The sequence below is a fragment of the Paraburkholderia sp. RAU2J genome, from assembly GCF_003634845.1.
Classification (GTDB): Bacteria; Pseudomonadota; Gammaproteobacteria; order Burkholderiales; family Burkholderiaceae; genus Paraburkholderia; species Paraburkholderia fynbosensis.
This window is the reverse complement of the sequence record NZ_RBXG01000002.1, coordinates 199,488-216,133: the sequence shown is the minus strand read 5'-3', so window position 1 is coordinate 216,133 and position 16,646 is coordinate 199,488. Positions and strand designations below refer to the sequence as shown.

General features: G+C 59.4%; 14 protein-coding genes and 2 pseudogenes. 5 read left to right on the top strand and 11 right to left on the bottom strand.

Translation table 11 applies throughout. From position 1 onward, the window contains the following. Positions 1–1,722, top strand: coding sequence for an ATP-dependent helicase (locus B0G69_RS18435; RefSeq protein ID WP_158608947.1), 1,722 nt, complete (start codon positions 1–3; stop codon positions 1,720–1,722). Between the two features lie 127 nt (positions 1,723–1,849). Next, positions 1,850–2,611: a DUF2971 domain-containing protein gene (locus B0G69_RS18430; protein WP_121319868.1), complete on the top strand. Its 762-nt coding sequence runs from the start codon at positions 1,850–1,852 to the stop codon at positions 2,609–2,611. Between the two features lie 205 nt (positions 2,612–2,816). Here the strand turns inward: B0G69_RS18430 and B0G69_RS18425 are convergent, their stop codons facing one another. From B0G69_RS18425 to imuA, 4 genes are read right to left on the bottom strand one after another with little or no spacing between them, the layout of a single operon-like run. Then, positions 2,817–3,779 (bottom strand): SOS response-associated peptidase family protein, encoded by a 963-nt coding sequence (locus B0G69_RS18425; protein WP_121319866.1) that lies wholly within the window; start codon positions 3,777–3,779, stop codon positions 2,817–2,819. A 44-nt stretch (positions 3,780–3,823) separates the two neighbouring features. Beyond that, positions 3,824–6,973, bottom strand: a complete 3,150-nt coding sequence (locus tag B0G69_RS18420) for an error-prone DNA polymerase (RefSeq protein WP_121319864.1) — start codon at positions 6,971–6,973, stop codon at positions 3,824–3,826. A gap of 6 nt (positions 6,974–6,979) precedes the next feature. Beyond that, positions 6,980–8,449 carry a DNA polymerase Y family protein gene (locus B0G69_RS18415; RefSeq protein WP_121319862.1) on the bottom strand — a complete coding sequence of 490 codons (1,470 nt, stop codon included), beginning with the start codon at positions 8,447–8,449 and terminating at the stop codon, positions 6,980–6,982. Continuing rightward, entirely contained in the window at positions 8,379–9,086 is a 708-nt protein-coding gene (gene imuA, locus B0G69_RS18410) for a translesion DNA synthesis-associated protein ImuA (protein WP_121319860.1), read from the bottom strand. Before imuA ends, B0G69_RS18415 begins: the two co-directional genes overlap by 71 nt. Before the next feature lie 86 nt (positions 9,087–9,172). Between imuA and B0G69_RS42980 the strand changes: the two are divergent. Next, positions 9,173–9,510 (top strand): annotated as a pseudogene (locus B0G69_RS42980) (hypothetical protein). A gap of 182 nt (positions 9,511–9,692) precedes the next feature. Here the strand turns inward: B0G69_RS42980 and B0G69_RS18400 are convergent. Further along, a complete protein-coding gene (locus B0G69_RS18400) occupies positions 9,693–9,932 on the bottom strand; it encodes a hypothetical protein (RefSeq protein WP_121319858.1) in 240 nt (79 codons plus the stop codon). 134 nt (positions 9,933–10,066) lie between these two features. On the opposite strand from B0G69_RS18400, the pseudogene B0G69_RS18395 reads away from it, so the two are divergent. Beyond that, a pseudogene (locus tag B0G69_RS18395) lies at positions 10,067–10,261 on the top strand (HU family DNA-binding protein); the annotation flags it as partial. A 258-nt stretch (positions 10,262–10,519) separates the two neighbouring features. Here the strand turns inward: B0G69_RS18395 and B0G69_RS18390 are convergent. After that, entirely contained in the window at positions 10,520–10,993 is a 474-nt protein-coding gene (locus B0G69_RS18390) for a hypothetical protein (RefSeq protein WP_121319854.1), read from the bottom strand. Between the two features lie 188 nt (positions 10,994–11,181). Between B0G69_RS18390 and B0G69_RS18385 the strand changes: the two genes are divergently transcribed. After that, a complete protein-coding gene (locus B0G69_RS18385; RefSeq protein WP_241991389.1) occupies positions 11,182–11,403 on the top strand; it encodes a hypothetical protein in 222 nt (73 codons plus the stop codon). Between the two features lie 500 nt (positions 11,404–11,903). Here the strand turns inward: B0G69_RS18385 and B0G69_RS18380 are convergent, their stop codons facing one another. The 5 genes from B0G69_RS18380 to B0G69_RS18360 form a co-directional block, all read right to left on the bottom strand. Continuing rightward, the gene (locus tag B0G69_RS18380) at positions 11,904–12,917 is read right to left on the bottom strand and encodes a tyrosine-type recombinase/integrase (protein WP_121317754.1); all 1,014 of its coding nucleotides are present in this window, start codon (positions 12,915–12,917) and stop codon (positions 11,904–11,906) included. Further along, positions 12,910–13,884, bottom strand: a complete 975-nt coding sequence (locus B0G69_RS18375; RefSeq protein ID WP_121317752.1) for a tyrosine-type recombinase/integrase — start codon at positions 13,882–13,884, stop codon at positions 12,910–12,912. The genes B0G69_RS18380 and B0G69_RS18375 overlap by 8 nt, the downstream gene beginning before the upstream one ends. Further along, positions 13,881–14,840 (bottom strand): tyrosine-type recombinase/integrase, encoded by a 960-nt coding sequence (locus B0G69_RS18370; protein WP_121317750.1) that lies wholly within the window; start codon positions 14,838–14,840, stop codon positions 13,881–13,883. The genes B0G69_RS18375 and B0G69_RS18370 overlap by 4 nt, the downstream gene beginning before the upstream one ends. Before the next feature lie 557 nt (positions 14,841–15,397). Further along, entirely contained in the window at positions 15,398–15,994 is a 597-nt protein-coding gene (locus tag B0G69_RS18365) for a hypothetical protein (protein ID WP_121319852.1), read from the bottom strand. Positions 15,995–16,187: 193 nt separating this feature from the next. Beyond that, positions 16,188–16,541, bottom strand: coding sequence for a DUF4148 domain-containing protein (locus tag B0G69_RS18360; protein WP_199731290.1), 354 nt, complete (start codon positions 16,539–16,541; stop codon positions 16,188–16,190). Positions 16,542–16,646 lie beyond the last annotated feature (105 nt).

Sequence of the window (16,646 nt, the reverse complement as noted above, 5' to 3'; positions counted from 1 at the left end):
ATGGAATTCCAACCAACGAAAGAGCAGTCCGACATCATCAATGCGGACCTGTCGCCCCATTGCGTCATCGCATGCCCCGGCAGTGGCAAGACGGCGACTGCGGTACGTCGCCTCCTGGAAATTCGAACAAGGCTACAGGACAACCGCGGACATATCGCCCTCTTTTCATACTCGAACATCGCAGTGGAAACGTTCCGAGGACGATACCGCGACCTGAGCGCGGGTCTTCCTGCGTTCGCGAACCGAGTTCTGATTGAAACCGCTGACGCGTTCGTTGCTAGCTACATCCTGCGGCCTCACGGTGCGCGAGTGATGGAAGCGTCGCGAGCGCCGTTTCTTGTCACAGGCAACGAGCCGTTTCTTCGAGGCGCGAGAATTTCAGACGGCGTCTATCCCCACGACATCAGCGAGCTACGTATCAGGTTCTTGCCTTCAAGGCAATTCGAATTTGCCGTACAGCCGCCTGGAAGAGCCGCTATCCTGGTTGACAGCGGAGAGGCGAAAGCTGCAATCAAGAAGGTAGGGAAAATGGGAGCCTACACCTACGAGCTTGCACGTTACTGGTCGCTGCTGACGCTCGCCAAGGAGCAGCGAATTCTACAGGCGTTGGCCAAACGCTTCCCGCACCTGCTCGTTGATGAAGCGCAGGATATAGGCCCGCTGCACGGCCTGCTTATATCGCTCCTTTCGAACGCAGGTTCAATACTGAGCCTCGTTGGGGACCCAAACCAAGGCATCTACGATTTCGCTGGAGCCGATGGAAGTTTCCTTCGCGACTACGCGCAGACGGCAGGTGTTGCGTGCCTTCCTTTGTCGGAGAACAGACGCTCGGTCCGTACCATTGTCGCTGCGTCCAATGCATTTGCCGTCACCAAATCTACACCATATCGCGCAGCTTGTGAGCGTACCCATGGCGCCTTTTACCTCCATTACGACGAAAACAACATCGATGCTCTCGTGACTGCTTTCAAGGCGATTCTTGAAGCCAACAAGTACACGTCCGCCGAGGCCGCAGTCTTGTGCCGGAGCACATCGACCGTTGATAAGCTGAAAGGAGGCGGAGACGCCGTCGGCCAAGGCGCTACGGAAAGCTTTGCGCTGTCTGCTCTAGCTCGAGACCGCGCTGGAGATATAGCGACTTCGTTTGAACACGCGACTGCTGGGCTGCTGAAGCTCTTGGCCACGCCTGAGAACACTTTATATCGTGACATCCTTGACGCGTCGGCGGCAGGCGATGTGAAAATTCTTCGCCGGTTGCTCTGGGGCTTCGTGCGTAGCTGTGCGGACGGTTTGCCCGATACGCAATTGCCCGGCAGGAACAAATGGCATCCTCAATTGAAGAAGCGCCTAGCGTCGCTGCTTGAAGAGATAGAAGCCCAAACCAGCTATAAAAGGTCGCCCACGTGGACGAACAATCTGACTGTTGCGAAGCTTGGCGACGAGCCATTGTGGAAGACGGACCTTGCGCAGGTCGATGAAGCAGTCATACGAGTGGACACCGTTCATCAAGCTAAGGGCGAAGGCATCGCTGCGGTTCTGTTCGTTGCTCGGACCGTAGAACTCAACAAACTCCTTGCCGGCATGCACACCGAAGAAGGCCGCATTGGCTACGTTGCAGTAACTCGCGCGGAGGACCTTCTAATCATTGGCGTTCCAAACACAGCGTCGAAGAAAACGGTCAAGGAGCTTGAAGGTCGAGGTGTTCGACTATGGCCTGCTTGAAGCGAAAAGGAAAATCCTCGATGCACTTCACCGGCTTCCTAGGCTGCAAGTAACTGGACCGCTCTCAAGTTTCAAAACGTGACGCCGATATCCAGCGGGCGTTACCACAACGAAAACGAGGACAACTTTGCTGTACAAATTCTTCTCCGAGCCCGACGCCGAGCGGACGGACCGATTTGATGGCATTGCCCACGATGGACAGTTGTGGGTGGCCAGCCCTCATTCTTTCAACGACCCATTCGAGTTCAAGGTAGTCCTCGACCTGGAGGCTGACGAGGAAACGCACCGAACGCATTTCATGGCCCAGAAGCCGGGGTCGACAGAGGCCGAGTTTCAATCGTGGCGCGGCAACCTCAATGGCGGGCAGTGGTACATTGAGCAAGCAATCCGCGCCGACTTACTCGCGTCGATTGGAGTTGCCTGCTTCACTGAACATTGGGAAAACGAACTTCTCTGGGCGCATTATGGGCGGAACCATACCGGATTTTGTGTCGGCTTTGACGAGACGGCTCTCACCTCATGGAGTGAAGTGACCGGCCACGGAAAGATTCAGTACGCTGTGGATGCGCCCATCTACCATCCGTTCAAGGAAAAGGCGCAACTGTTCGCTTATAAAGCAGCCTTCCAAAAGTCTTTCGCTTGGGCTTATGAGTCCGAATATCGCTTGCTCTTTCGGAAGTCGAGCGTGCTTATCGACCTGCCAGAAGGAGCGGTTCGGGAAATTATCGTTGGTTGCCGCGCCCCCCTGATCTTGCGCGACAGGGCCCGCGCATTGGCGAAAAGCACGGCTTCGATTGAGGTCTATCAGGCAGCAGAAAATTTGCGTGCGTTCAGCATCGGACGCGAGATTGTAGAAGAAAACGTGTTCTCAATGACCTCGCACTTTTAGCTACCGCACGCCTCCGCTGCAGAGTGAAGCGCTGAGCTCTGACGGACGCATGTCGACAGATTCGACGTGTGCCAATTGTGCGCGCTGACGCGATAAGGTCCGGTTTAAGATACGACTTGCCGAACGCGATGTATCGGTTTGACACCCACGCCGAACGGCCATCGCTCGCTCTCCAAACCGGTTGAACCGAGGGTGTCCATTCTGTTTATGCCGCCAGTCGGTGCTCGTAGTACGGCCGGTCCCTGTCATCAAGAATCGCGTACATCGCGTCCAGATTCTTCGGGTCAGGGTTGAGCCATGCATCTATGTTTTCCGGCTTGATAGGAATGATGCACCGGTCATGTCCTGCGGCGGCTACCTCTGGAGGAGGTTCATCCGTGATGGCAGCAAATGAAAGCAGGTCTGGCTGCCCCGGCGCGCTCCATCGTGACCACAGACAGGCGACATGCATCAGCTCGCCGGTGCTCGGACGAAACTCGAGAACGACATTTTCATCGCGCTCGTGAGTCTCCAGTAACGTGCCTTCGAACTTCGCTTTGCTCACATTTTCGTAGAAAACTTCAACAAGAAGGACGGCATGCGTGCGTCCAAAGCATGGTGCCCAGAAACCTTCGAGACTATCCCGGCGCGCATTGTAAGTACCGGGGTATTTGGTATCGTATGACGCAGGCTTTCCAGCGATGCGGCATTGGTAACGCATCGGCTTCACGACCCGTCGACCATTTTCCATAATCATCACAGGCGCGTAGTTGCCTGGAAAAATGCGCGAGTCCCGCGGTTGCAGTTCGGTTCGCTGCAGGTCTTCAAGTTTTCCCTTGGTCCATGCAATCTTATCCGTGGCGATTCGCTGACTTTCCGTTGCTGCTTTGGTAATTTTTGTCTGCAACGTGCGTTCGGCATCGGCTAGCCGCTTGCGCTGTTTGAACAGGTCCTGCTCGAGCTTCGTCGCCTGCGCCGATGTGAACCGCGCGATAAGAGCATTGATTTCGCGCTCTGCTTCATCCTGCGGTTCAGCAAAGGCGTCTTCCATGGCTTTTGGTATTTTCGCTTTGCTGATGCCCTCCGCGCGCTCAAAAAACAGCCGTGCGAACTCGCGGATGTCCATCAAAGCGCCGAACATGCGCACAAATTTTCGATAGTCCGCCAGGATTTGAGCCGAATAGCACATGAATGCCTCCGTATTGTCCTTTCATGATACGCATTTGCATGCATTCAGCAGAAGTTCCTGCTCGCCGTGACAAGTCCGCCTATCAGGTGAGACATGTCGACCAGTCGCTGCGCAACGAGATGTCGCACTTCGCCCTGGCATTGCCAGGTGCCATACACAGCGAGCAGCGACGCTCCGAGGGCTTCCTTGCGCTGTCTCTCCAGCAGGCTCGGCCAGACGATGACATTCACGTTCCCGGTTTCGTCTTCCAGCGTCACGAACATCACGCCTTTGGCTGTTCCCGGTCGCTGACGTACGGTCACAAGCCCGCAACCTCGAGCCAGCTGGCCGTCGCGGTATGTACGCAGGGTTGCCGCAGGCATCAGCCGGTTTGCGCGCAGTTGCGGCCGGAGCAGTTCCAGCGGGTGCCGTCCTAACGTCAATCCGACAGACCTGTAGTCTGCGACGATGTCGTTCGCTTCAGTCGGTGCGCCCAACTCAGGCGTCTCATCCTGTACCGAGGCGATGGCAAGCATGTCTTTGTCCGGCACGGCCGCGACCGACTGCCAAAGAGCTTCCCGCCTGTTTCCGGCAAGCGATGCCAACGCGTTTGCGTCAGCAAGGACATGCAGGTCCTTTCGGTCGAGCTGCGCCCTGCAGGCAAGGTCGCTAACGCTTTCGAACGGGCGGACCGCCCGAGCGTTCTCGATTCGTTCTGCAGCACCTTCCTTCATGCCGCGAAGCAGCGACAGACCGAGACGGACAGCCGGTCGGCTCGCGCCAGCACCGTGTTCAAGTGACGAATCCCATCCGCTGATGGAGACATCAACTGGCAATACCCTGACATCATGGCGCTGTGCGTCCTGCACCAACTGTGACGGCGAGTAAAAGCCCATTGGCTGCGAGTTCAGCATTGCGGCCAGAAACGCTTCAGGTTCGTGGCACTTTAGCCAACTGCTCGCATACACGAGCAGCGCGAAGCTGGCGGCATGGCTCTCTGGAAAACCATATTCACCGAAGCCTTTAATCTGCTCAAAAATCGACTCGGCGAAGGCAAGGTCGTACCCGCGTTCCTGCATGCCGACCACGATGCGGTTGTAGTATTTTTCCAGACCGCCTTTGCGCTTCCACGCGGCCATGGCTCGCCGCAAGCCGTCAGCCTCGCCCGGAGTGAAACCAGCTGCCAGGATGGCAACCTGCATCACCTGCTCCTGGAAAATCGGCACGCCGAGCGTGCGGCCGAGCGCCGTCTTAAGCGCATCGCTCGGATAGGTCACGGGCTCGAAACCCTGCCGCCGCTGCAGGTAAGGGTGAACAGCGCCACCCTGAATGGGGCCTGGCCGGACGATGGCGACCTCGATGACCAAATCGTAGAACGTGCGGGGCTGCATGCGCGGCAACATCGACATCTGGGCGCGAGATTCAATCTGGAAGACGCCAACGGTGTCCGCCGCCGAAATCATCTCGTAAGTCACGGGGTCCTCAGCCGGTATGTCTTGCATTTCAAAGCGCTCGCCGCGCTGCTCCGACACCAGGTCGAGCGTGCGGCGAATCGCGGACAACATCCCGAGCGCAAGCACGTCGATTTTCAGAAGTCCGAGTGACTCCAAATCGTCCTTGTCCCACTCAATCACGCTGCGGTCTGCCATGGCAGCGTTTTCGACCGGGACGAGGCGCGTGAGCTTGCCGCGACTGATGACAAATCCACCCGAGTGCTGTGACAGGTGCCGCGGAAAGCCAAGCAGTTGAGATGCAAGCCTCGCCCACGCCTGAATCAGGGGCTTCTCCGGGTCAAGGCCGGACTCCGCGAAGCGCTTCAGGAGGTCCTGGCTGGTATCGAACCAGTGATGCGACTTCGCCACCAGGTCGACAATCTGAGGGTCAACGCCGAGTGCCTTGCCTGTCTCACGTAACGCGCCTCGTGGCCGATACGTCGACACTGCGGCAGCAATTGCTGCGCGGTCGCGACCGTATTTCCGATAGATGTATTGAATGACCTCTTCGCGTCGCTGATGCTCGAAGTCCACATCAATGTCTGGCGGCTCGCCACGCTCCTTGCTGATGAAACGCTCAAAAAGCATGTTCCCGCGCGCGGGGTCCACCTCGGTGACGCCGAGGCAATAACAAACGGCACTATTCGCTGCCGACCCGCGTCCTTGACAGAGGATGTGCTGGCTCCGCGCGAAACGCACGATGTCATAGACCGTGAGAAAGTACGGCTCGTATTGCAGGTCTGCTATCAGCTCGAGCTCGTGTTCAATCTGCTCCTGCACTTTGTGCGGAATGCCAGATGGAAAGCGCCGCTGCGCGCCGATGTATGTCTCCTGCCGGAGATACGCAGCCGGTGTAATGCCTGCGGGCACCAATTCATCGGGATATTCGTAACGCAGTTCATCGAGCGAAAACGTGCAGCGACTCGCGATGTCCACGGTCGCGGCGAGCGCGTCGTCCGGATAGAGGTTGGCCAACCGAAGCCGCGAGCGCAAATGCTGCTCCGCGTTGGGTGCGAGGTCATAACCACATTCGTGAACGGGCTTGCCGACGCGGATGGCAGTCATCGTGTCTTGCAGTGGCTTCCTGGAGCGCACATGCATGACAACGTCGCCGAGCGCCACTACGGGGACATCAAAGTTGCGAGCGACAAACTCCACTGAGCCCCGATGGATGTCGTCCATTGCGCGTTGATGTAGCACCAGACCTATCCATGCACGGCCCGTGAACGTGTCGTCGAGCCAGTCGACCTGCGCCTCCAGCACGTCCTCTTTCGCAGGGAAATCCGGGACGAGAATCGCGAGGCAATCCGGCACTCCCAGCAGATGACGATATTCCTTGTCTGGTCTCGACAGGTCCTGCGGCGTCAGTCGATATTCACCTTTCGGCGCGCGTGTCCGGGCGAGAGTAATGAGTTCGGACAGGTTACTGTACCCCTCGCGATTCTTTGCGAGCAGGATAAGTCCGAATGCCGGCGACCCGTCGGCGTTGACCAGCTTGAAGTAGGCGCCGACGATAAAAGGAAGCTTCGCTGCCTTCGCGGCGACGTGAGCGCGCACCACGCCAGCCAGTGAGCACTCATCCGTTATGGCGAGCGCTGAGTAACCCAACTGCGCCGCGCGCTCGGCAAGCTCTTCAGCGTGCGAGGCGCCTCTCAGGAAAGAGAAGTTCGACCGGCAAAGGAGCTCGGCGTACGCCGGAAGGATATTGAAGGTCGTGTCCACGGCCCATCATCCAAATAAGCCATGGAGGAACCAGCGCTGCTCTTCTTCGGCGTCGCGGCTGCTGACGCGTTCCCGGTAAATCCAGTAACAGCTCGTGTCTTCTCCCTGCGCGACAAAATAGTCGCGTGTGACGAGTTCACCATCAAACCAGCCGGCTTCAATGCGCTCACCAGGCGACACCATGCGCAACGGGGAGCCATAGAACGGGCGATGCTTACGCATCAACAGGCGCACGGGTGTATCGAGCATCCATGTGGGCCTCGGCAGGCCTTCCGGGAGCGTGCCTGGTTTTTTCTTTTGCGAGACCGGAATCCAGCGGTTCGCAATCTCGGGGCGATGGTCAGCCGTCGGCGCCGGCCGCAGGACGTTCTCCTCGCCCAGACGTGCGACAAGCAGTTCGAGCAGCTTCTGATGGTCCTCTTTGGAGCCACCCGGTTCAGGGAAAAGCGTATCGGATGCTGGCGCCGCTGGCTCGACGTTCGTCGCATCAAGCCGCAAGGCAATCATCGGCGCGGCCAGTTCAATACGATGCAACCGCTCCTTCACCAGTCTGACCAGGTGTTCTTCGCGCCATGTCGGTTCTCCCAGTGCGATGTCGACAACGGTTGGCTCAATGGCATCACGGCCACGCTCGTGCTCTAGCGATAGGCGAACACCCGTTACCGCGAGTTGTTTGGCGCAAAGCCAACCGCATAGCTGCACAATCAGGCGGTGCGCGGCAAACACTGCTCCGTCCGCGTGCTCGAGTCGGTCTGGCATCTCGATGCGCGCAGAAAAGGTTGGTGGCAGCTCGAGCCAGTCGAATAGTTCGGGCGCGGTACCGAAGGCTCGGTCAAGAGAATCCAGAAGGTGCTCGCCACATCGGCGTTGCAGTCCTGCGCGAGGTAAGCGCCGTATGTCAGCGATGGTCTCGCAGCCCAGACCATTGAACCAGTCGAAAAACGGACGGACCTCCGGGACTGCGGCCATCGGCAGTGCGGAGAGGTGATTTTCAAGCGATGCAAGTTTCAACACTCGCCGATTCCCATGCTTCGCGAGCAGCCAGGCGCCCTGGCCAGTCGGTGCTGCGCTAATGCGTGCGGTGAAGCCAAGCGCACCGAGGACGGCCTTCGCCTCGCGACTCAGCGCAAGCAGGCCGTCAAAGAGGCGCAAACTCGCGCCGACCTCGACGACGACCGTCGCTTCATCGAGCAGTGCGACTTCTGGCGAGAAGCGCATCAGGGCGATGCCAACCTCGCGCTGCGCCGCGCCTTCGCGACCCATGTCGCGCTCATGCATTTCCGTTTCGGGCGACAGCGTCAGCACACCGCCGCGCTTCATCCCGAGGCGCACACCTGCCGTGCGGGCGGTAGCGTCCGCAATGATGACCTTGTCTTTCTCGAGCACGGCGCTACCGTGAGCAGGCTCAGGTGACCACTTCGGTCTGAAGACCTCGAGCGGCAACTTCGGCAGATGAACGGCGAGAAAGACGCGCATGTCGGGAAAGCAAAACAGGGGTGGGTTGAAGGGGAATCGACAAGGGCTCTGCGCGAGAGGGCCCTCGTCGTTTCACAATGTCCACAGTCAGGCCATCGGCTGATGGTCTGAGTGCGAGCCGTAACAGCGCCGGCGACGCATCCTGTGCAGCGGCCAGTGGCCGCACCATGATGAAAAGCGTCTCCGATGACTGGGCAGCGAGGTGCAGACGTCGAAGTGATGAGGCCTGCGCGTACTGCGTCCAGAAAATCAGCGCGCCGCAGCTGCCGGCGCGAAGAATCTGTTCCGCCGACCACAGCGCATCCGCAGATTTGTGTGCGTTCACACGGAGCACCTGGTCCAAGGAAAGGCCGATGTAATTCAGCCCCAGTCCGTCAGGGGTATGAGGCGGTTGCACGAACGCGACCGGCCGATTTCCCGCGGCGCTGAGCGCTGGACGCAGCAGTCGGAGTTCGCCGACCCCGGCTTGCTGGACCAGCAGGTCGACTAGCGCTCCGACAGGCCATCCGCCACCCGGCAGCTCCGCCGACAGCGCCGGATACCCAGTCTCGACAACCCGTCCGCGACTGCGCGCGAGCTGCGACGCCCGCCACAGGGACGGGTGTATCTCCTCAGCATGGACGGTAGCAGTAGACATTAGAGGCACAAAACCTGTATATTTATACAGTATCGTACACGCAAATCCGCAAGAGTGAACTGACACTTTTTAACAAGGGCTGAATCATGGATGCACGCGTTCGGCAGGTCGACCATCCGATGCCGGAGATGGCTACGTTCGTTCAGCCTTCGGAGACGAGGCGATTGACGATGCGGTTGGGCGCGGAAAAGCTGGTGAGCCTGTCTTTTACGCATGCGAAAATGGCCGCACCGTTGGGACAGCAAGTCCGGTGAGCGAAAACGTGTGGCGTGCTAACGCTGACATACGGGACCGGCAATATTGTCCCGGCTGTGACGGCGAATGCGTCGGACAGGGTTACTGGTTTCAAGGCCCAGACCGGCACGAGCCTGGTCCCGGGCACGCTTCGGGCGCGGACGGATACGCGTCGTCCGTAGGTGACTGACAAAACAGCAGGCGAGCCTCCGGGGACACCGGGGGGAATGAGTGTTCCCGCCGCGCTGACAAACGGGTCACCACCTCCGATTTCGTAACACCTGCGCGCCGTGCGTATGGCGTCGGCGTCCCCCGCCGAGAGCGTGGCCTGGACCGCAAGAGACTCAATTGCCGACCGTTGGTCGGCAATTTTCATGGGTGCGGCTTAGCCGCCCCCGCCAGCACCCGTTCGAGCGCCATCGACCTGGCCGCTTCCTCCGCTTGCTCGGCCGTATCGAACACACTGCCCGACACATACACCCTGTGCCACTCCGGGTTATCAGACGCGTCACGGAAAATGCGAAAGCGCGCGCAGTAACCAAGTCGCGTAGCCGGTATCACGTCGATGTCGACGGACGCACCTTCTATCTGATGCCTGACGAAGCCGTCCATGCCACCCTCCTGACGCCTGCGTTGTACGCAGAAATCCTAGCATGATGGTCGCGATGCGGTAGGTGCGCTGCAGCAAATCACCGGGCATCAAACCGACGCTCGATGACTTGCACACTCGTTCGACTTGATTGACATCGGTCCACAAGAAGGGCGCGAAGGAGTTCACACTGCCCGGTCTGCTGAAGGTTATGGCTCAGGGCGTGCCCGCCAAGAAAAAGCGCTTCGGCAAGGACCCGTTCACGGGTGAAGACAAATGGTTCGCGGCGAAGCCCGCTTCGGTGCGGCTTAAGGTGCGCCCGCTGAAGAAGCTGAAGGACGCCGCACTGTAAGCGAAAGTGTTCTGACGTGATAGCGCCCCTCGCGACCAAAATCCGGGGGGCGTTATTATTTGCGACGCACGACGTCGGCGTAGCAATTGGATAGCGCGTCGTTTTGTGAGTGAACCGGTTCTGGTTGAGCGCCCCCCCATTTCCTTCTGAAGGACCAGCTCGCGCGTGAGTATGACGCACGACACTTCTCGTCCGGGCCGAAAGCCCCACTGCGCAGCGAAGGCATCCGACGGCAGCGAGCCAGGCGATGAAAAGCCTTCAGGCCAGCTCTTTAGCCTGTCGCGTCGCCCGCTCCGAACCAAGAAGACCCTCGAGCATCCGGGCCTCAGCTTTCGCGATGTCGTCGAGGGAAGCAGCGCTGAGTTGCTCACTGAATACAGCAAGACCGGTGGATAAAGCCAAGTAATCTGCATCACAGACACGCCACTCGCCGCCTGCGTGCTCTTCGACGTTGATATGCATAAGTGCGCCTTGTGCCGATTCAATGTCGGCCGCCGCGCTTGCCCAATGACCGAGCCGTCCGAGTTCTTCCGCAATCAGAAGGGTTCGACCAAGCGTTGAAAACAGGTCGCGTGAGCCGTCGCCCCGTCGGAAAGCATCCAGTGCAATGTAGCACCGCAGGAGCATCGCCTGCGTCACAGGCTCAAGCGAAGCGTGGCTGTAAGTCAGCGCGCGCAGTAAAGGTGACATAGCCGGGCGGCTGTGTTTTCGAGAGCGAATTTTGCGGTTCACGTTCTGTTATCTGGTAGCGCGGTAATCGGGCAATATGTTGAGTTAGATGGACGAAAAGCAAGATGGCTGCACGACCGTTTTTTGCCGAGCCTCTAAGGCTACAGCGAGGTCGGCCCGTTAGCACGCTGCTGCCCATGACACCGGCTCAAACCGGATGTGCCTTTCAATTCACCCTTATGCTCAGGGCTATGGGCATCTGGCACGTGTCGATGGTGCTGCCGCAGATCTTCGGCCCGGCCGCGACCGGGTGGATGCTGTCGTGGGTCAAGGCATTCGCTGGACCCGGGCCTGCCTACGTCCTGGCGTTCGCCGTCGCCGCGGTGTGGTTCGTGCTGGCAGACTGGCTCGTTTCGCGCGTCAAGCTTGCTTCGGGCCAAGACGAGCCCACCGGACCCATTGGGCGAACATGATGCGGCGCCCGCCTCGCCCCTTGCGTTCTCGTCCCGACGCCAATTAGTGACCCGATACGTGCGATGCGTGAGGCGCCGCACTGTGTGCAAGCTGCGCGACGTCAACGCGGCAAGCGTGCCGGGGGCGATCGCAGCAAACGGATAGAGCCCGCGCGGACCAACGATCACTGCGCATCCCGAATCGGCGCAAGTGCAATAACGCCCCTTTTTATCCAGCCCGCTATACGTCGAATTGCGCGTCACACCAGTGGCCGAACCCGGCCAGTCGCGAGCGACGCTTGGCGACCCACAAGCGTCACTCGACCCAGCGACGCTTCGATGGCAGTTGCCTGGAAACAACGGCCATTCGGTTGCACACGTCGGCCGACAGGTACTCGGCCTTATGCGAAGCTTTCCATAAGGCCGATTATGCCAAGTCGTTGATTATGGAAAGTAGCAGGTCGGAACTCGCGTCGAGAGCTGATGGAAAGCGGCAAGCACGAATTCCGGCCTTTGCATAATCACAGCGCCTTCAGGAAGTTGAGCAGCGAGTCAGGTGCCCGATAGCGCGGGACCTTGCTGCCTGGTTCGTGAAGCCTGGCAAGCGCACGTTCCTTCATGTTCAGGTCGGCTTCGACGTAATGGTGTGTCGTGACGGGGCTCTCATGTCCGAGCCACAACGCGATTACGCTGATGTCGACGCCAGCCTGTAGTAGGTGCATGGCCGTGGTGTGTCGGATGGTATGGGGCGATACGTGTCGCTCTGCCAGACCGGGAGAGGAACGGGCTGCGTTCCTGGCAGCCAACGTCAGCCTCAACGCAACATTGGCTCTCGTCATTGCGTGACCGTTCCGATTCGGAAGCAGTGGCGATGTCGGCTGGAATTCCGGATTGACCCGCAACCATGCCCGTGCCGCCTTCACGGTAGAGCGCCAAAGCGGCACACTGCGCTGCTTGCGTCCTTTGCCGCGCAAATGAATGCAGGCAGAACTGTCATCAAGGACCACATCCGCAACTTTCACCCCGGTAATCTCCGAGACGCGCGCTCCGGTGTTGTACATCAGCAGGAACAGAAGGTGATCGCGTTGGCTCAGCCAGGAACCGCCGGGCGTACCGATCACCGTTAGCATCTCCTCGCGCGACAGATAGCTAAATATCGGGCGATCGAAGCGCTTGACCGGAACGCCCAAGGCGCGCTCAATCGCTTGTAACGACGCGACATCGCGGTGCGCGGCAAACTTCAGGAACGACCGCAGCGCTGCCAGACGTGCATTGCGCGTGCGTACACAATTGTGCCTTTGACGTTCAAGGTGATCGAGGAAGGCCATGATCAGTTCCGGCGTCATATCGGCGAGTGCCATCGTGGCTGGCGGCTTGCCCAGGCTCGCCTCTACGAAGTCAAGGAAGAGTACGAAGCTATCGCGATAGGCTGCAATGGTTTGCTCGCTGAGTGCCCGCTGCTGGGTCAGGTATTCGGCGAACCAGGCTTGCACGAGCGCGGCAAACGAAGGCGCTGTCTTAGTTTGCCTATACATTGCCGTCTCCGGCGAGATCGGCGAAACGCTCAAACTTGCCGCCGGCCAAGGCCATCAATTCCGGAACAGCCGTCAGATACCAGTACGTGTAGAAGATCTCGGCATGACCCATGTAGGTCGACAGCGCCAGCATCATCTGATCGATGTCGGTACCCTCGGCATGCCAGAGCATCATGCGTCGCACGGCGAAGGTATGCCGCAGATCATGAAGCCGTGGCGCCGTATGAGCGCCGCGGTTCACCCAGCCAAGGCTATCACGTAGCGAGTTGAAGACACGATGAGCCTGTCGCTCTCCAAGGGGCTGTCCCAGTCGCCGACCACGACTGCTGATCAGAAACGACATGTCAGGGGTATTGGCAATCTGCTGAATGCGTTGCCGTCGGTAGCGCCTTAACGCGGCAACGGTGCCCGGATGGATCGGCAGTTGTCGCGACTTGGCGACCTTGGTCTGTCGAATGGTCAGCATCCCACGCTTGAGGTCGACGTCGGCATCGCGCAAATGAATGGCCTCGGAGACCCGCAGGCCAGTCGAGGCCATCAGGCCGAACAAGGTCTCGTAGGTAACTGGCCGGAGACTTCCCTTTGGATCGAGCCGGCAGGCCGCCGCCAGCAACGCAACGATTTCGTCCTCATGGAAGATATGCGGGGCAACACGTCCCCGCTCAGGACCGAACACCGCTTCCTCCGGGATTTCGGTATCCGGTTCGAACTGCTTCAGGTAGCGGGCGAAGTGGCGAACTATCGCCAACCGGGCCGCCCAGGTCGCCGGCGTGTCACGGTGCCATTTATCCTGCCGGGCCCAATCCGTCATGAGGTCGGCCGTAAGTGGGCCACGGTGATGCCGATCGGCGGCGTAACGGGCGAAACTGGCCAGGAGCGTGTCCCGCGAGCGCAACTCAAATCCCAGGGAGCGCCTCTCGACGAAGTAGTCGTCGATCCGCTGCTGCAAGCTGATGCGCGCGCTCATGATTGACTCCCCGGCCACGGCAGAGCGACTGCCGACAGCTTCGGCGTGTCTAGCTTGGCGTAGATCAGGGTGGTATTGAGCGACCGGTGACGCAGCAGGTCAGCCACTTCCTTGAGCGAGCTGCCGTTCTCGACGAGGCGACAGGCCAGGGTATGCCGAAGTGCGTGGGCAGTGGAGTGCAGCAGACCGCTACGACTGCAGGCCCGCTTGATCACCTTCTGGACCGCCGTCGAGGTAACGGGCTGGTCTCGCCCTGCTACTCGCCGGACAAAGAGGGCCGGGTGGCTGGTCGCTGGACGTTCGTGTTGCAGATAGTCAGCCAGCGCCTGCCCGCATGCCATCGGCAACGGCATGACGTCCTGGCGCAGCGACTTCGTGCCTCTCAACGTCACAGTGCCTTCGCGCCAGTCGATGTCGCGGATCATGAGATGTGCGATCTCGCCAGAACGCAACCCCATGTCCAGTGCCAGCCGGACCATCGCATAGCTACGCTTCGGCCAGCGCCGAGCGCCTGCAACGGCGCCCAGGAGGCGGATAACTTCTTCTGGCTTGAGCGCACGTGGCAGGGATGCCAGCTTCCAGTGGACCGGATTCAGAATGACGGTGGAGAGCTTGCCGGGTTGGTCTCCGCAAACGGTCCGGTAACGCAGATAACTACGTAACGTTGCTGCCAGATGGGAGGCATAAGAAGCCGAGCCGCCTGCTCTCAACTGCGCCGAAAGAAACTGGCGAACATCGTCGGGGCGCACCTTTCTGAAGTCGATAGCGCACCGCTCGAATCTGTCTCGCAAGAGCAAACCGACAACACGAAGTCGGTTCTTACGGGTCTCGGCTGCCAGTCCCCGTACATCGCGCAGATATGCATCGTAGCGATGCAATTCGGCAGTAATGTGCGGTGGGAATGATGCAAAAGACGGCGCGTTGGACTTGGCCGGGTACAAACGGGTTGGCTTCATAACGGTCCCCTCAGGTGGAACCGTTACTCCAGATCATCGCTGAGATTATGTCGAGTTCGTGGGGCGTCACCTGCCGCCACACCCTGTGATTACCGGTTCGTGCCGCCGACCAGCACAGCTACTTTCCATAATCAACGACTTGGCATAATCGGCCATTGCGGACGGTGGCCGCCGAAGAACGTGCGGCAGGTCGAGATCGCTTAGCCGACATTCGCGACCCGGTACCGGCGAATGTCAGCATTCGTTATTGGCGAATGAGTCTTGTCGACCCACAACTGACGGTTAGGTCCGCGCGCAGTCAAAGGCCGCTTGTAGCGGGTGCTACGGCCATCCACTCTCCTCGTCCGTTCGACGGCATGTCGGCATACCCGCCATTCACCGCGCCGCGATAGTGGCGATGCGGCAATGACCGCTTTCGCGCGAATCGAACAGATGCCCCCCGACCCAAAGTCGTCTCTAGCAGCGTTGCTTCGCGTCCTCGAGGCCTACAAGCGTGCTTCCGCCACAGTTCGCTCTAGCTCTCAAAACAGAGTGATCCAGTAGTCGCCAACGCCTCTTCAGCGACCTCGTCCTTCTCCTCGTCCTTCTACGTCGAACTTCTCACCTATCACGCTTTCCTGAGCCCGCATGTTGCACGCCGGCGTTGGGCCGCAGGTTGTTATTCCATCCAACGCAGTGAAAGGGCCGGCAATTTCCTGATGGCTGACAACACCGTGAAGTCGGTGACCCCTTTCGGTCAGCACGAATCTAACGTCGATGATGGTGGAAGCGATGGGAGCGGGAAACGTAATGTGCATGACGCCCGTGCAGTTCGGGAAGACGGTATATGTGCCGGTTTCGCCCGTATCAAATCCGGTTATCGGGTCTGTCAATCCGGGCCGCTTAAACCCGTCACTAGTGACGTAGTCAGACCGGGTGAAGGCGCCAGTGCCATCAAACTTCTGGATAAACACTGCGTCAACGAGGGAGGGATTGGGGATTCGGTGTGGATTGCCGCCTGCGTCGAAGAAGCCGATGAATTCGCCGCGAAGCGAAAAGCCGTAGAGGCCTTTGAGCGTTGCGTTCGAACACTCATCTTCTGCACGCGCCGTACCGCTTGCGGTCAGCAATGCGGCGCTCGCAAGCACCATCCCTTTCCAAAACTTGCAGGTCATGTTTCATCTCCTGTTTGCCAGTTACGAGATCCGTGCACGCCGCCTCGCCTGAACTGTGTTTTGTTCTGGGCTCTGGTGGCGTGCAGAACGAACGACCGGCGCATTAGATTCGGACGCCGCCGGTGACGACGCCCCAGCCAATTCCGGCACGTTACCCGGACCGTCGGGGCGGTGTCGGCAGACCCATCGGTGTTCAGTTACCGAAGAACGTGTTGCAGTAACTTGCGGGGCCGACGCATGACGATGACGAAGGCATCGGCAGATGCTGGGAACTGCCAGCGGCTGACGTGCCGCTGAGCGTCGTGCCGCCAACGGCGTTGTCAACCGCCTGCTGGCTGTCCTGTGCGGAGATCTTCGCTTCAGCTGCCTGAATTTTCTCGGGATACGTCGTCTGGTCGCCGTCGCCGACGTGATAGCCAGCCTCCTCGAGACGGATCAGTTCCGCGCGCACCTGTGCGCGGGTGACGGGCGCGGTGCTTTGAGCGAAGCTGACGACCGGGCTGGCAAGCGCACCGCAGGCGAGGACGAGGCATGCGAAAGTTTTCATGATGGAACTCCTTAAATGGGGCCAACTGAAAATTCTGTAGGCCTAATGGGCGCATGCCGACTAAGCCGTATTGCTCGAAAAACGGACGATGCGCTCGTATGCACT

Coding starts and splice junctions, on each gene's coding strand:
- B0G69_RS18425 (WP_121319866.1), bottom strand. CDS start 3,779: ATGTGCTATTCGGCTCAAATCCTGGCGGACTATCGAAAATTTGTGCGC.
- B0G69_RS18415 (WP_121319862.1), bottom strand. CDS start 8,449: ATGCGCGTCTTTCTCGCCGTTCATCTGCCGAAGTTGCCGCTCGAGGTC.
- B0G69_RS18385 (WP_241991389.1), top strand. CDS start 11,182: ATGGGCATCTGGCACGTGTCGATGGTGCTGCCGCAGATCTTCGGCCCG.
- B0G69_RS18375 (WP_121317752.1), bottom strand. CDS start 13,884: ATGAGCGCGCGCATCAGCTTGCAGCAGCGGATCGACGACTACTTCGTC.
- imuA (WP_121319860.1), bottom strand. CDS start 9,086: ATGTCTACTGCTACCGTCCATGCTGAGGAGATACACCCGTCCCTGTGG.
- B0G69_RS18365 (WP_121319852.1), bottom strand. CDS start 15,994: ATGACCTGCAAGTTTTGGAAAGGGATGGTGCTTGCGAGCGCCGCATTG.
- B0G69_RS18360 (WP_199731290.1), bottom strand. CDS start 16,541: ATGAAAACTTTCGCATGCCTCGTCCTCGCCTGCGGTGCGCTTGCCAGC.
- B0G69_RS18400 (WP_121319858.1), bottom strand. CDS start 9,932: ATGGACGGCTTCGTCAGGCATCAGATAGAAGGTGCGTCCGTCGACATC.
- B0G69_RS18380 (WP_121317754.1), bottom strand. CDS start 12,917: ATGTATAGGCAAACTAAGACAGCGCCTTCGTTTGCCGCGCTCGTGCAA.
- B0G69_RS18435 (WP_158608947.1), top strand. CDS start 1: ATGGAATTCCAACCAACGAAAGAGCAGTCCGACATCATCAATGCGGAC.
- B0G69_RS18370 (WP_121317750.1), bottom strand. CDS start 14,840: ATGAAGCCAACCCGTTTGTACCCGGCCAAGTCCAACGCGCCGTCTTTT.